16 protein-coding genes and 2 tRNA genes are annotated in these 14,247 nt (G+C 58.1%); all 18 read right to left on the bottom strand.

From position 1 onward, the window contains the following. Positions 1 to 140 precede the first annotated feature (140 nt). Complete coding sequence (gene nadA, locus GRX76_RS07350) at positions 141 to 1,229, bottom strand: quinolinate synthase NadA (RefSeq protein WP_160152709.1); 1,089 nt, start codon at positions 1,227 to 1,229, stop codon at positions 141 to 143. A 212-nt stretch (positions 1,230 to 1,441) separates the two neighbouring features. After that, positions 1,442 to 1,517: transfer RNA gene (locus GRX76_RS07345), tRNA-Lys, on the bottom strand. Positions 1,518 to 1,644: 127 nt separating this feature from the next. Beyond that, a tRNA-Lys gene (locus tag GRX76_RS07340) sits at positions 1,645 to 1,720 on the bottom strand. A gap of 143 nt (positions 1,721 to 1,863) precedes the next feature. Then, positions 1,864 to 2,538 (bottom strand): 7-cyano-7-deazaguanine synthase QueC, encoded by a 675-nt coding sequence (queC, locus tag GRX76_RS07335; protein ID WP_160152708.1) that lies wholly within the window; start codon positions 2,536 to 2,538, stop codon positions 1,864 to 1,866. Between the two features lie 36 nt (positions 2,539 to 2,574). Continuing rightward, a complete protein-coding gene (gene queE / locus GRX76_RS07330; RefSeq protein ID WP_160152707.1) occupies positions 2,575 to 3,276 on the bottom strand; it encodes a 7-carboxy-7-deazaguanine synthase QueE in 702 nt (233 codons plus the stop codon). 161 nt (positions 3,277 to 3,437) lie between these two features. After that, on the bottom strand, positions 3,438 to 4,283 hold the full coding sequence (locus GRX76_RS07325; protein ID WP_236250592.1) for a YbgF trimerization domain-containing protein: 846 nt from the start codon (positions 4,281 to 4,283) through the stop codon (positions 3,438 to 3,440). 9 nt (positions 4,284 to 4,292) lie between these two features. Beyond that, positions 4,293 to 4,772, bottom strand: coding sequence for an OmpA family protein (locus GRX76_RS07320; RefSeq protein ID WP_160152706.1), 480 nt, complete (start codon positions 4,770 to 4,772; stop codon positions 4,293 to 4,295). 138 nt (positions 4,773 to 4,910) lie between these two features. Then, a complete protein-coding gene (gene tolB / locus GRX76_RS07315; RefSeq protein WP_160152705.1) occupies positions 4,911 to 6,209 on the bottom strand; it encodes a Tol-Pal system beta propeller repeat protein TolB in 1,299 nt (432 codons plus the stop codon). Beyond that, positions 6,206 to 6,982: a cell envelope integrity protein TolA gene (tolA, locus tag GRX76_RS07310; RefSeq protein WP_160152704.1), complete on the bottom strand. Its 777-nt coding sequence runs from the start codon at positions 6,980 to 6,982 to the stop codon at positions 6,206 to 6,208. Before tolA ends, tolB begins: the two co-directional genes overlap by 4 nt. A 19-nt stretch (positions 6,983 to 7,001) precedes the next feature. After that, positions 7,002 to 7,433 carry a protein TolR gene (gene tolR / locus GRX76_RS07305; protein WP_160152703.1) on the bottom strand — a complete coding sequence of 144 codons (432 nt, stop codon included), beginning with the start codon at positions 7,431 to 7,433 and terminating at the stop codon, positions 7,002 to 7,004. Positions 7,434 to 7,468: 35 nt separating this feature from the next. Next, positions 7,469 to 8,158 (bottom strand): protein TolQ, encoded by a 690-nt coding sequence (gene tolQ / locus GRX76_RS07300; protein WP_160152702.1) that lies wholly within the window; start codon positions 8,156 to 8,158, stop codon positions 7,469 to 7,471. Between the two features lies 1 nt (position 8,159). Further along, positions 8,160 to 8,567: a tol-pal system-associated acyl-CoA thioesterase gene (ybgC, locus tag GRX76_RS07295; RefSeq protein ID WP_160152701.1), complete on the bottom strand. Its 408-nt coding sequence runs from the start codon at positions 8,565 to 8,567 to the stop codon at positions 8,160 to 8,162. Between the two features lie 207 nt (positions 8,568 to 8,774). Continuing rightward, a complete protein-coding gene (gene ruvB / locus GRX76_RS07290; RefSeq protein ID WP_160152700.1) occupies positions 8,775 to 9,794 on the bottom strand; it encodes a Holliday junction branch migration DNA helicase RuvB in 1,020 nt (339 codons plus the stop codon). 18 nt (positions 9,795 to 9,812) lie between these two features. Next, positions 9,813 to 10,424: a Holliday junction branch migration protein RuvA gene (gene ruvA, locus GRX76_RS07285; protein WP_160152699.1), complete on the bottom strand. Its 612-nt coding sequence runs from the start codon at positions 10,422 to 10,424 to the stop codon at positions 9,813 to 9,815. A gap of 53 nt (positions 10,425 to 10,477) precedes the next feature. After that, positions 10,478 to 11,008, bottom strand: a complete 531-nt coding sequence (ruvC, locus tag GRX76_RS07280) for a crossover junction endodeoxyribonuclease RuvC (RefSeq protein ID WP_160152698.1) — start codon at positions 11,006 to 11,008, stop codon at positions 10,478 to 10,480. A gap of 169 nt (positions 11,009 to 11,177) precedes the next feature. Then, positions 11,178 to 11,921 (bottom strand): YebC/PmpR family DNA-binding transcriptional regulator, encoded by a 744-nt coding sequence (locus GRX76_RS07275; protein WP_160152697.1) that lies wholly within the window; start codon positions 11,919 to 11,921, stop codon positions 11,178 to 11,180. A 76-nt stretch (positions 11,922 to 11,997) separates the two neighbouring features. Beyond that, positions 11,998 to 13,776, bottom strand: a complete 1,779-nt coding sequence (gene aspS / locus GRX76_RS07270; protein ID WP_160152696.1) for an aspartate--tRNA ligase — start codon at positions 13,774 to 13,776, stop codon at positions 11,998 to 12,000. A gap of 49 nt (positions 13,777 to 13,825) precedes the next feature. Continuing rightward, entirely contained in the window at positions 13,826 to 14,083 is a 258-nt protein-coding gene (locus GRX76_RS07265) for an FmdB family zinc ribbon protein (RefSeq protein WP_160152695.1), read from the bottom strand. Between the last annotated feature and the right edge of the window lie 164 nt (positions 14,084 to 14,247).

The following is a 14,247-nucleotide window of genomic DNA, read 5'->3' as shown; positions in this document are numbered from 1 at the left end:
AATACATCCCTGTACGCTGCGTCGGCGACGTCCATGTCGCCGACGCTTTCGAAAACGGATTCCCGCCACTTTACCTTCAATTCAAAAGCATGCGCTTCGGACTTCAGTAGCCAAGTATGGTTCTACTGAATTGAACTTAGTCAGTCCAATGGCTTGCGGAAATCCAGCATCCGCTGCAATGGCATCATGGCCCGCTTGCCCAACTCCGGGTCCACAAGGATTTCATTGTCGCCGCGCTCCAGAACCCCGCACAGATTCTCCAGGGAGTTCATCGCCATCCAGGGGCAATTGGCACAGCTGCGACAGGTTGCGCCGGAGCCCGCCGTGGGCGCAATGATCAGTTCTTTGTCCGGGCACTGCTGCTGCATTTTGTAGAAAATGCCCTGGTCCGTCGCCACAATAAACTGCTTGTTGGGGCGGGTTTTCGCAGCATTGATGATCTGGGAAGTTGAGCCCACCACATCGGCCAATTCCACCACCGCCGCCGGGGATTCGGGGTGCACCAGCACCAGCGCCTCCGGGTAGAGCGCCTTCAGATCCGCTACCCCTTTCGCCTTGAACTCCTCGTGCACAATGCAGGCGCCATCCCACAACAGCACGTCTGCGCCTGTCTGTTTCTGTACATAACTGCCCAGATGCTTGTCCGGCGCCCACAGGATTTTTTCGCCCTGCTCGTCCAGATAATCCACCACATCCAACGCAATACTGGAGGTCACCACCCAATCCGCGCGGGCTTTGACGGCAGCGGAGGTATTGGCGTAAACCACGACAGTGCGGTCCGGGTGCTGATCGCAGAATGCGGAAAACTCGTCAATGGGACAGCCGAGATCCAGGGAGCAGGTCGCCTCCAGGGTCGGCATCAACACCCGCTTGTGCGGCGTGAGAATTTTGGCGGTTTCGCCCATGAATTTCACACCGGCCACGATCAAGGTATCGGCCTGGTGCTGGGCGCCGAAGCGGGCCATTTCCAGCGAGTCGGAGACACAACCACCGGTCTCTTCCGCCAACTGCTGGATCAGCGGGTCGGTATAGTAGTGCGCAACCAGAACCGCATTCTGCTCTTTCAGCAGGCGCTTGATGCGCTCGCGCCAGAGATTCAGCTCGTCTTCGCTGTACTGGTGCGCACCCGGATGCGCCAGGTGATCCTGTACAAAATCCCTGGCGTCAATTGGATTGGACGCATTATCGGTGGTCGCACTGCTGGCAATTTTTTCGCTGCTGTCTGTCATGGGTCTCTGATACTGCCGGGAAAAGCCGGCATTATACCGGTCTGTGAGAATTTCGCTGACCTTCAGCCCGAACAAGTTTAAGGTCGCGACAGGACCGAAACGATCCGGAAAATCGCCACGACATCGGCAAGACAGGCTAAAAGCATTTTCAGAGGGAAAGGTTTTGGAGGGATATTTTTCAGGAAGTGCTTTTGAGGTGAGTTTTAAGGAAATGGTGGGTCGTGCTGGATTCGAACCAGCGACCAATTGGTTAAAAGCCAACTGCTCTACCAACTGAGCTAACGACCCTTAAAAACATCTGCAAGCCAGCAGGCTGCAAATGAAAACTCATTGTATAACCCGACTTGCGGCGAGTTTTCTAGTATATCGGCTCGGCGGAGTGGAAGCGCCGGAAGGCCGATATCGGGAGGAAAGGTGGTGGGTCGTGCTGGATTCGAACCAGCGACCAATTGGTTAAAAGCCAACTGCTCTACCAACTGAGCTAACGACCCTTAATTCCCCTCGATGTGAGGAGCTGCGTATCTTACGGATCTAATCCGAAAACACAAGACCTGGTTACAAAAAAATTTCTAACAAATTTAAGGGCTTAGAAGCGGCTTTCCTCCACCGGGATAACCGCAAAATCCGCTGGAATTCAGGCGTAAACCGTGGGGTCTTCGAGCCCCGCCTCGGCGAACCCAGCTGCACGCAGACGGCAGCTGTCACAGCGACCACAAGCCGCACCGCTGGTTTCCGCCTGGTAACAGCTGACGGTCAGGCTGTAGTCCACCCCAAGCGCGGTGCCCCGCTTGACGATATCTGCCTTGCTCATCTTCATCAGCGGCGCGTGAATCGTCAGCTTGTTGCCTTCTACCCCGGCGCGAGTGGCCAGGTTGGCCATTTTCTCGAAGGCATCAATGTACTCTGGCCGACAATCCGGGTAACCAGAGTAGTCAACGGCGTTCACACCCACAAAAATATCCTGTGCGCCGAGCACTTCCGCCCAGCCCAGGGCAATAGACAGGAAAACTGTGTTGCGCGCGGGCACGTAGGTGACCGGGATTCCGCTGGTTTCCTCTTCCGGCACATCAATGGTGTCATCGGTCAGTGCCGAGCCGCCAATGACCCGAAGGTCAAGCTTCACCACCTTGTGCTCAAGTGCCTCCAGGTCTGCTGCGACCCGCTGCGCCGCCATCAGCTCGGCGCTGTGGCGCTGCCCGTAATCGAACCCCAGGGCATAGCACTGGTAGCCTTCCGCACGGGCCATCGCCAATACCGTGGCGGAATCCAAACCGCCGGAGAGCAATACGACTGCTTTCTTGTCACTCATAATCCAATCCGAATTCACTTGTTCGCTATTGCAGCGTCAGACGCCGGGAATATCTCCCCACAGTAATTTGTGCAGTTGCATCTGCATGCGCACGGGCAGGCCGTCTTCCAGTATCCACTCGGCGAGCTGGCGCGGTGCCAGCTGTTCGTAGCTTGGGGAAAAAAGCACTTCCCCCACCCGCTCAGCCAGGCGGTACTGGTCCAGGGTAAACCTGGCCCAGTCGTAGTCGCCTCGATCGCAGATCACAAACTTTACCTGGTCGTGGGCGGTCAGCAGCGGGATATTCTCCATGCGGTTGCGCCCCTGCTCACCGGAGGCAGGTGTTTTCAAATCGACAACTCGCGACACCCGCTCGTCTACCGCATCCACTGGCATGGCGCCACTGGTTTCCAGGGAGACCTGATACCCCGCATCACACAGGGCCTTTAACAGAGGAATACAATTCGGCTGCGCCAGAGGCTCACCACCTGTGACACACACATGGCGGGCCGGGTAACTCTGTACTTTCTGCAAAATTTCAGCCAGCGTCATACGCTCGCCGCCATAGAAGGCGTATTCGGAATCGCAGTAAGTACAGCGCAACGGACAGCCGGTCAGGCGCACAAAAACAGTCGGCAAGCCCGAGTCGCGGGCTTCCCCCTGCAGCGAATAAAACAGTTCACTGATGCGAAGCGACTCTTTGGTCAGGTCGCTCGAGGTCAGATCGACTGCCTTGATGTTGAGTTCGGTCTCGGACATGGTTCGCCGTAAATCTCGCTACCCGCGCCACCCGCAGGAGTGGCACATATAAAAACGCCCGGGTGGCAACAACCACCCGGGCGCGGGATCATAGAGTTTTTTTGATCACAAAACCAGCACCGCCCCCTCCCCTGTACCGGAAGAGCAGGCGGAGCAGCGTGTTACGGAAGGTTTTCCTTCAGGTATTCCTTCGCCAGGCGGGAAGCACGTGCATCACTCGCTGCCACCTGCTCCAACAACTCTTTTGCCTTGGCGTTGTCACCCAACTGGTGATAAACGGTGCCGAGCTTGTAGCGACCATCCCAGACTTTACTGGAGTTGGGGTAGCCATCCAGCAGCGCAACAAACCAGGTGCGAGCCTCTTCTACCTGTCCCTGCACCAGCGCAATCTCGCCCAACCAGTAATTGGCATTGGGGGCGTACTGTCCATTGGGGAAGTCATCCAGCAGGCTTTTCAGGCCTTTGCTGGCGGCACTGTAATCACCTTTGCGGGCCAGGCCGATACTGTCGTTGTAGCGGTTTTGCTCATCCTGGGTGCTTTTCTGGCCTCCCGGAGCTGTGCCGCCGGTGTTTGCCACCGGATCGGAAGTACTGCCGTTAGCACCATTTGACGCCTCGCCATCGGGAGCACCGGAAGACGGCGCCTCACCGGAAATGCGCGCGATACGCCGGTCCAGGTCCATGTAGTCCTCGGTGCGCTGCTGGCGCAACCGCTTGACCTCATGTTTTAACTCTTCCACTGCACCCCGCAATTCCTGCACTTCCTGCTGCAATACCTGCATTTGGTAATAGGCTTCCGCTTGCGGGTTTGCCTGCAAGCGACTGGCAGAGGTGTCGGTGCGACTGGCGAGCTGAGGATAGCTCGGGGGTGGTGGGGTTGCAGAGCCTCGATTGACCGAGCTGCCATCAGACAGGTCCACAATCGGAGCTTGCGCGAATACGGGCGAAACCGCAGCCATAAAGGCTGCGGTTACCGCGATACTTCTAATCAGAAATGTCGATTGCATGCTTCTAGATTAGTTGATAACCACGCGACGGTTCATAGCACGGGCGCTCTCGCTGGAGCCGTTCTGAGCCGGACGCTCTTCACCGTAGCTGATCACTTCCAGGTTGGCAGCGTTTACACCTTGCAGCACCAGGAAGTCGCGAACCGCGTTGGCACGACGCTCACCCAGAGCCAGGTTGTATTCACGAGTACCCAGTTCGTCAGCGTGACCTTCCAGACGTACAGTGCCGGTAGAAGCGCGCATACGGTCAGCGTGCTTGATCAACAGCTCACGGTTAGAAGGCTTCAGCAGGCTCTGGTCGAAGTCGAAGTACACGACGTTATCCAAAGGAACGGCTACTTCCTGCGCCGGAGTCTCTTCAACTACCGGAGGAGGGGTTTGGTCGAACTGATTAGCGTTAGCGCTATCGTCGGTATCGGTGCTGGAACAACCAGCCATTACTGCCAGTACGCAAGCCAGGCCCAAGCCGGTTTTTACTGATTTGAACATAAACAACTCCGCTTTAGTGTTATCGAAAAATCCTGTAAGACATCATTCAAACCCAAGATTTTACCTTGGTTCGACTTCTTCTTATTTGCTTGATCTCACACCTGCCGCAAACTCATAAGGAATACGGCCAGTACTGCATCAATCAAAGTAAGGCGACCACGCCGGCTCGCGGACATCTCCCTGCTGCGAAGGCAGGCTGTATTTCACCCCGGCATCCAGCGACACCGCAGCTAGAATACCCTTGCTCCCCCGCTTGGTGGCGTACATCAGCATCGCGCCATTGGGCGCAATGCTTGGGGATTCGTCCAGGCGCGTCTCCGTAAGAACACGCATTCTGCCGGAAACGATATCCATCGTAGCGATGGTAAATACCCCCCTGCTACGATGCACCATTACCAGCGTTTTGCCATCGGGGGAAACCCGCGGACGCGCGTTGTAGTCGCCGTCGAAGGTTAAGCGGTCTACTTGACCCGTGGCAAGAGTCAATTGGTAAATTTGTGGCTTACCTCCCCTATCCGAAGTGAAAACCAACGATTTACCGTCAGGCATCCAGTTGGGCTCAGTATCGATCGAGAAGTGGCGGGTCATACGGGTGAATTTGCCGGTAGGCAGGTCAAGGACATAGATCTCAGGATTGCCATCTTTCGACAGCACCATGGCCAGCTTGGTACCGTCCGGGGACCAGGTCGGGGAGCTGTTCAGGCCCTTGAAATTAGTCAGCTGCTGACGTGCACCGGACCGAATATTCTCCCGGAAGATCGCCGGGCGTCCGGTCTCAAAGGATACGTATGCCACTTCCTGTCCATTGGGGGACCAGCTTGGGGACATCACCGGCGCACTGAAGCGGCGCACCTGGCGCGCTCGGGCGCCGTCGATATCCGACAACATCAGCGCGTAGCTCGGCTTTCCGCCCCGTGAGGTTTCCTGCACATAGACCATCTGGGTACCGAAGGCACCGCGAATACCGGTGATGGCTTCATAGATTTCATCCGCCGCGCGGTGGGCGATATCCCGCAGCTGCTGCGGGCCACCGGTTACCTGCTTGGTGAACATCTTGCTCTGGCCGAAGATGTTGACCAGGTCAAAGCTCAGCAGGTAGCCACCCGCTTGCGGCTGCATGCGACCGGTCACTACGTACTCGGTACCCAGCACGCGCCAGTCGCGGAAGCTCACCTCTTCCGGTGTTTTCGGGAAAGACAGCATGTCATCCCGGGGCACCGGCGCGAAGAGACCACTGCGGCGCAGATCCGCCGAAACGATAGCGGACACATCTTCCGACAGCACGCCGCTGCCAGACCAATCAAAAGGAACGACGGCGATGGGTGTGGGATCCTGATTCCCATCGACAATTTCCACTACCAATTGTGCCTGGGCCGACACTGCCAGCAGGCAGCTCACCAGGGAAGCAAATAGTAGAGAGACGGTTTTTTTCATCATTGGCGCAGGCCTTCGACTCTGAATATCAGTTTGGTGGTTCGTATCTGCCGCTCAAAGAGCGACGGTTCTTCACGGGCCACATCGGCCACTTCAGGAAATACTTCTACCTTCTTGACCGCAGTTAACACGGATCTATCCACAGCGGGGTTACCGCTGCCCTTGGTAATGGTGGACGCCACTACCCGCCCGGTCGGAACAAAGTTGATCTGCACTTCCACCACCATGCCGTTACGGGCACTGGGAGGACGACTCCAAACCGCTTCAATACGCTGCTGGATTGCCTGCGCTACCGACATCACCGCCGCGGAATCGTCACTGGCCTCCCGCAGCTCCTCCTCGTCTTCCAGCGCCTCCTCAAAGGCACTTTTGCGTTCCTGAGCCAGTTTTTCCTTACGCTCCTGCTCTTTGCGCTCTTTTTCCTTGCGCGCCTTCTCTTCGGCCTCGCGCTTTTTCTTGGCGGCTTCAGCCTTGCGCTTCTTGTCCGCCTCTTCTTGCTTCTTGCGCTCTGCAGCGGCCTTGCGCTTTTTATCCTCAGCGGCCTGGCGCTGGCGCTCCAGCTCCTGTTGGCGGCGCTTCTCGCGCAGATCCACCTTCGGCGGCGCCTTGGGTTTGTCCGACTTGGATTCCAGCTGCACCAGCTTGGCCTGCACAAATTTTGGCATCGGCTTGAGCTCGCGCTTGTGCTCAGCCTCCCAGCCAAACGTCAGCACCGCGATCAAAAGCGCGTGCAGGGCAACACTTATAACGATAGCCGGACCGTAAGAGCCGTTCATACTTGCCTCTTACCCCGGGTCACTCTGACGGCGGCTCGGTAACCAGACCGACACTGGGTGCCCCTGCCTGCTGCAGGTGGGTCATGGCGCCAACGATCAGGCCGTATTTTGCATCCGTATCACCCCAGACCAGCACCGGGGTTTTCGGCTTCTGCCGCAGCACCTTGGATACCGTGTCTTTGATGTCTTTCAGCGGTTTGGCGACCTTTTCATCATCGCCGAGATTCAGGTAGTAGGTACCATCCGCCTTGACCGACACAATCAGCGGCTCGTCATCGGTGTCCTCGATGGGCGCGGAAGGGGCGTCTGGCAGGTCTACTTTTACCCCCTGCATCAGCAGCGGTGCGGTCACCATAAAAACGATCAGCAGCACCAGCATCACATCGATGTAGGGCACGACGTTGATCTCGGAGACCAGCTTGCGCTTGGGGGCTTTGCGGAAATTGCTCATGGTTCGACTCTTTGCACAGCTTCGGTGATGGCGCCTTAGCTGGCGTGCACCTTGCGGTGCAGGATGGAGGAGAACTCTTCCGCAAAAGTCTCATAGCTGGACAGCAGCCACTCAGCCTTGGCGGAATAACGGTTGTACGCCATCACCGCGGGGATCGCAGCAAACAGGCCCATGGCTGTCGCGACCAGAGCCTCGGAAATACCCGGCGCCACGGTGGCAATGGTGGCCTGATGCATGGTGGCGAGACCACGGAAGGAATTCATGATGCCCCACACGGTGCCGAAGAGGCCGATATAGGGGCTGACAGAGCCGACGGTCGCCAGGAACGGCAGGTTCATTTCCACCTTTTCCTGCTCCCGGGACATGGCCACGCGCATGGCGCGCTCGGTGCCTTCCATAACGGCCGCGGGGCTGCTTTTGCCCTGCTGGCGCAGGCGGGTGAACTCAGTAAAACCGGCGCGGAACAGGGACTCGACACCGTCGATCTTGCCCCTCTCTGCCGCCGCATTGCCGTCGCGGAACAGCTGGTTGACGTCGGCGCCGGACCAGAATTTGCGCTCAAAATTGACCATCGAGCGCTTGGCGCGCGCCAGGTAGGTACCGCGCTGAATAATCATTACCCAGGAGATCACCGAGGCCAGCAGAAGCAGCAGCATGACCAGCTGCACCAACAGGCTGGCACTGGAAATCAGTCCCCACAGAGAAAGTTGTTCACCGGCATTCATGTTATCGACTCACTGCCTTCAAAGCTTGATAGATGGTTTCAGGTAAAGCGCAGGGTTTGCGGCTGGCGTCATCCACGCAGGCCACTTTGACCACACCCTCACAAATAATTTCATTACCGCGCCAGATTTTTTGCTCAAACGTGACTGCGGCGCGCCCCAGCTTGCCTATGGCGGCACTGGCCCGCAATTGATCGTCCAGTATTGCAGACCGCCGATACTGAACCTCCGCTGAATGCACTACCAGCAACAAACCCTGCTGCGGCATCGCTGGCTTATCATAGCCGAGGGAGCGGACCAATTCTGTGCGCGCCCGCTCCATATACTTTAAATAATTGACGTAATAGACGATTCCGCCAGCGTCGGTATCTTCGATATAGACGCGAATGGGAATATTGAAAGGCTCTGACACGCACCGTCCTTAACTTGGCCGACTGCCACTGAAACGCGATTTATTTTCTTGTTTTCGGTTCTTGCTCTCGGCTTTTACTTGCCAAACCGAGGCCGCCGCTGCGACACCATTGGCTCTTTATTAGCTCTTTGGGGCTACCGGCCAACACTAGCGCGGAAGCCATGCAGCGACGTGAAAGGGACATGCTACAGGATGTAGACTGGTTCGTCAGGTGCGGTCAGGCTTCGGGATACCAAAATGCTCGTAGGCCAGCGCCGTCACCACCCGGCCTCGCGGGGTGCGGGCCAGGTATCCCTGCTGAATCAGGTAGGGTTCGAGAACATCTTCAATGGTGTCCCGCTCTTCACTCACCGCTGCGGCCAAACTATCCACCCCCACGGGGCCACCATCGAATTTCTCGATCATGGTCAGCAGCACACGGCGGTCGAGCTGGTCAAACCCGCTGGCATCGACATTCAGCATGTTCAGCGCCAGATCCGCAGTCTCGGCACAGACGTGGCCATCGCGTTTTACTTCGGCGTAGTCACGCACCCGGCGCAGTAAACGGTTGGCAATACGCGGCGTGCCGCGAGCACGGCGCGCAACCTCATACGCACCACCCTCGTCCATTTCCACCCCCATCAGGCGGGCCGAACGGGCAACGATACTGGTGAGATCTTCGACATTGTAAAACTCGAGACGCTGGACGATTCCGAAGCGATCCCGCAGCGGCGATGTCAGCAAACCCGCGCGAGTGGTCGCACCGACAAGGGTAAAAGGTGGCAGGTCCAGCTTGATCGAGCGCGCCGCGGGCCCCTCACCAATCATGATGTCGAGCTGGTAATCCTCCATCGCCGGGTACAGCACCTCCTCGACGTGGGGGCTGAGGCGATGAATCTCATCAATAAACAGCACATCACCGGGTTCGAGGTTGGTCATGATCGCGGCAAGGTCGCCGGCCTTTTCCAGCACAGGTCCCGAGGTGGTCTTGATCGCCACACCCATTTCCGCAGCGATGATATTGGCCAGGGTGGTTTTGCCGAGACCAGGCGGGCCGAACACCAATGTGTGGTCCAGCGCCTCTTTGCGCAGTTTGGCCGCCTGAATAAAGATTTCCATCTGCTCGCGCACCACCGGCTGCCCGACATAGTCAGACAGTGTCTTGGGGCGCACAGCGCGGTCGTACTGCTCCTCTTGCCCACTTGGGCCAATCGGTTCAGCAGCAATCAGGCGGTCAGCTTCGATCACAGGGTCATCTCAATTCGGTTAGGCGGGCGCCATGCTCTTGAGAGCAAGGCGAATCAGGGTGGCGCTGTCGGCGTCCGGTGCATCTTTCGCGGCACGGGCGACCATCTTGCTGGCGTCGGTGGGCTTATACCCCAGCGCGGCCAGGGCGCTCTCTGCCTCGCCAGCGTGATCCACCTTCGGCTCAGCATTGGCGGCCATCAACGGAATATCGCCGAGGTCGCCGGTTTGCGGCGCAAGCTTGCCGCGCAATTCAATGATCAGGCGCTCAGCGGTTTTCTTACCGACCCCAGGCACCTTTACCAACGCGCCCACATTGTCATCCGCCACGCAGCGGGCCAGCGCCGCACCATCGAGCCCGGACAGGATCGCCAGAGCCATCTTGGGGCCAACGCCATTGACCTTGATCAAAGTGCGAAACAACTGACGGTCGGATTCACGAATAAAACCAAACAGTTGTTGCGATGTTTCCGATACCGCCAGGTGCGTGTGCAGCTGCACGCTGCCGCCCAACTGGGGCAACTCGAAAATGGTGGTCATGGGAGCCAGCACTTCGTAGCCCACCCCCTGGACATCGACCAGTAACTGAGGGGGCTGCACGGCGGCCAGAATGCCGCTGAGTCTTCCTATCATTTTGCTTCCAGTTTCAATTATTTCTCAGGGCCAAAGCTCTACAACCCAGGCCACTAAATCACGCTCAGGCGCCCGCGACGGAAACGCGCCCGGCTCCCCGTTGAGGACTGAATCAGAGTCTGCATGGTATGCATGTGGCAAAGTGCCACGGCGAGGGCATCCGCCGCATCCTCCTGGGGAGAAGCCGGCAGCTTCAACAAGGTCTTGACCATGTGCTGCACCTGCAGCTTGTCGGCCCCGCCGTTACCCACCACCGCCTGCTTGACCTTGCGCGCCTCGTACTCCGCTACCGACAGGTCTGCGTGGGTGGCAGCGACTATGGCAGCCCCCCGCGCCTGCCCCAGCTTGAGGGCGGAGCCTGCGCTCTTGGACATGAAGACATTCTCGATGGCCATCTGCTGTGGCTGGTACTGCTGGGCAATCTGGCTGACCGCGTCAAAAATGAGCTTGAGACGCTCCGGCAAGGGGCCGTCGGGCAGCCGGATGACACCACTGGCCACATAACGGGCCTGGGATCGATCCACATCGATCAGACCATAACCGGTCTTGCGCGAGCCGGGATCGATCCCCAAAATTCGAGTCACGGCCTTCAACCCCTGTACATTTATACAATTAATGCGGGAAGTGTCCCAAGCTGCTGCCGGGGCGTCAAGGCCGGTATCACTGCCGCGCGCCCATTGAATACCGGCAGATACAAAAATGCCCCGACGGGCGGGGCATTCGAAGCGAGAGAGCAATGACAGCGCGGCGAGATCAAGCGAGCTCGGCCATAACCTCTTCCGGGATGTCCGCGTTGGTGTATACATTCTGCACATCGTCCAGGTCTTCCAGCATATCCACCAGCGCCAGCACTTTTTCGGCACCCTCTTTGTCCAGTGGAATCGTGGTGGAGGGAATCATCGCGATGTCGGCATTGTCGGGCTTGAAACCGGCCGTGGTCAGCGCATCTTTTACCGACATGTAATCGGTAAACTCGGTGGTGACCTCGATGCTGCCGTCGTCGTTGGTCTCAATGTCCTCGGCGCCCGCCTCCAGCGCGGCTTCCATCAGCGCATCTTCACTGGCACCCGGCTCGTAATACATCTGACCTTTGCGGGAGAACAGGTAAGCCACGGAACCGTCGGTACCCAGGTTGCCACCGCGCTTGGTAAACGCGTGACGCACATCGGCTACCGTGCGGTTGCGATTGTCGGTCAGACACTCAACCAGAACCGCAACACCGCCGACACCGTAACCTTCATAGATTACCGCTTCATAGTTATCACCATCCGCATTACCCGCCCCGCGGGCAATGGCTTTATCGATGGTGTCGCGCTTCATATTCGCGCCCAACGCCTTGTCGATGGTAGTACGCAGTGTGGGATTGTCATCGGGGTTGGCGCCACCCTTGGCGGCGACGGTCAACTCGCGGATGATCTTGGTAAAAACCTTACCCCGTTTGGCATCCTGCGCCGCCTTGCGGTGCTTGATATTGGCCCATTTACTGTGTCCAGCCATCGATAAATCTCCGGTCTTGCTTCAATCTGTCTCCCCACAGGCGCCCGCTTGCAGGCGCCTGTGGGGTTTTCCTAACTTAGCCTACCTGCTCTTCCTTCTGACGCAGGCGAATACTCAGTTCGCGCAGCTGCTTGGCGTCCACCGCTCCCGGCGCATCGGTCATGACACAGGCCGCGCTCTGGGTTTTCGGGAAGGCGATGACGTCGCGAATGGAGTCGCTGCCGGTCATCAACATCACCAGGCGGTCGAGGCCGAAGGCCAGGCCACCATGGGGCGGCGCACCGTACTTCAACGCATCCAGCAGGAAGCCGAACTTTTCGCGCTGCTCATCAGCGTCAATGCCGAGGGCGCGGAATACCGTCTGCTGCATTTCCTGATTGTGGATACGGATGGAACCGCCGCCCAGTTCGGTACCGTTCAGTACCATATCGTAGGCGCGCGACAGCGCTTCCAGCGGGCCCTTCTCCAGCTCTTCTGCGGAACAGGAAGGTGCCGTGAACGGGTGGTGCAGCGCGGTAACACTGCCGTCATCGTTCTCTTCGAACATCGGGAAGTCCACCACCCACAGCGGCGCCCACTCGGACACGTACAGGTTGAGGTCTTCACCCAGCTTGCAGCGCAGCGCGCCCAGGGCTTCAGTTACTACTTTAGCGGAGTCCGCGCCGAAGAAAATCAGGTCGCCGTTTTCGGCGTGCAGACGATCCAAAATCGCCCCGCGCACCTCGTTCGGCAGGAATTTGACGATCGGAGACTGCAGGCCATTTTCCAGATCCGCCCGGTCGTTCACCTTGATATACGCGAGCCCTTTGGCGCCGTAGATGGAAACGTACTTGGTGTAATCGTCGATCTGTTTGCGGGTCAGCTTGTCGTTGCCGCCAGGCACTTTCAGCGCGGTCACGCGGCCTTTGGGGTCATTGGCCGGGCCGGAGAACACCTTGAACTCCACCTCGGTCATCAGGTCCTTGATGTCCACCAGCTCCAGCGGAATACGCAGGTCCGGTTTGTCGGAGCCGAACTTGGCGATCGCTTCACTGAATGGCATGCGCGGGAACTCGCCCAGGTCCACACCTTTCAGCTCTTTAAACAGCTTGCGAATCATGTTCTCGGTGATGGACATGATGGCGTTTTCATCGAGGAAGGCGGTCTCGATATCGATCTGGGTGAATTCCGGCTGGCGGTCTGCGCGCAGGTCCTCGTCGCGGAAGCACTTGGCAATCTGGTAGTAACGATCGAAGCCGGACACCATCAGCAGCTGTTTGAACAGCTGCGGGGATTGCGGCAGCGCGAAGAACTTGCCCGCGTGGGTACGGCTCGGCACCAGATAGTCACGGGCACCTTCCGGGGTGGCGCGGGTCAGGATCGGGGTTTCAATATCGAGAAAGCCTTCGCCGTCCAGGTAGTTGCGGATGGCATTGGTAATCTGGGAGCGGAAACGCAGGTTGCGCTGCATCTCGTTACGGCGCAGGTCCAGGTAGCGGTACTTCAGGCGTACGTCTTCGCCCACAGCGGTGTGCTCGTCCAGCTGGAAGGGAGGCGTCTCGGCGCCGTTCAGGATCTCCAGTTGCAGGCCGTAAACCTCGATTTCACCGGTGGCCATATTCGGGTTTACCGCTTCCGGGGCACGTGCACGCACGCGACCGGTGACCTTCAGCACATACTCGCTGCGAACTCTGTCCGCCAGAGCAAAGTGCTCTGCTGCGTCCGGGTCAAAGACCACCTGGGCGATACCATCACGGTCGCGCAGATCGATGAAGATGACTCCACCGTGATCGCGGCGGCGGTCTACCCAGCCACACAGGGTTACTTCGCGGTCAATATCGGCGGATCGCAGGGCGCCACAGTAGTCGGTGCGCATGGAGTCTTATTCCCTTAGTTGTAAACGCAGTAGTCGTATATCCAGCTACTCAGCTGGCTTTGGATTCGGAGCCGCCAGACTTGCTGGCAGGCTTGGCAGCATCACCGGCGAGGTTTTTCTTGCTGCCGGTCTTGAAATCGGTTTCGTACCAGCCGCCGCCCTTGAGGCGGAATCCGGCTGCACTGATCTTTTTGCTCAGTTCCGCTTTGTTACAGGCGGGGCAGTCTGTCAGCGGAGCATCGCTCATACGCTGCAGGGCTTCCATCTGGTGGCCACAGGCCTTGCACTGGTATTCGTAGATAGGCATCTCGGTACCCGGATCTCACTGAATATAAAGGGGCGCAGATTATACATGAGCACCCGCGAGGGAAGAAGAACGCTGTTTTTGTGGGCACCCGGTGCTCAAATAGGCCGCAGACGGGGGTATTTGGGTGTCGCATTTCGACCAAAACCCTAAAAAAAAGCACTTTT

The organism is Microbulbifer sp. ALW1 (assembly GCF_009903625.1).
Lineage (GTDB): Bacteria > Pseudomonadota > Gammaproteobacteria > Pseudomonadales > Cellvibrionaceae > Microbulbifer.
Note: the sequence above shows the minus strand (reverse complement) of the source record. Positions and strands in the feature narration are given on the sequence as shown.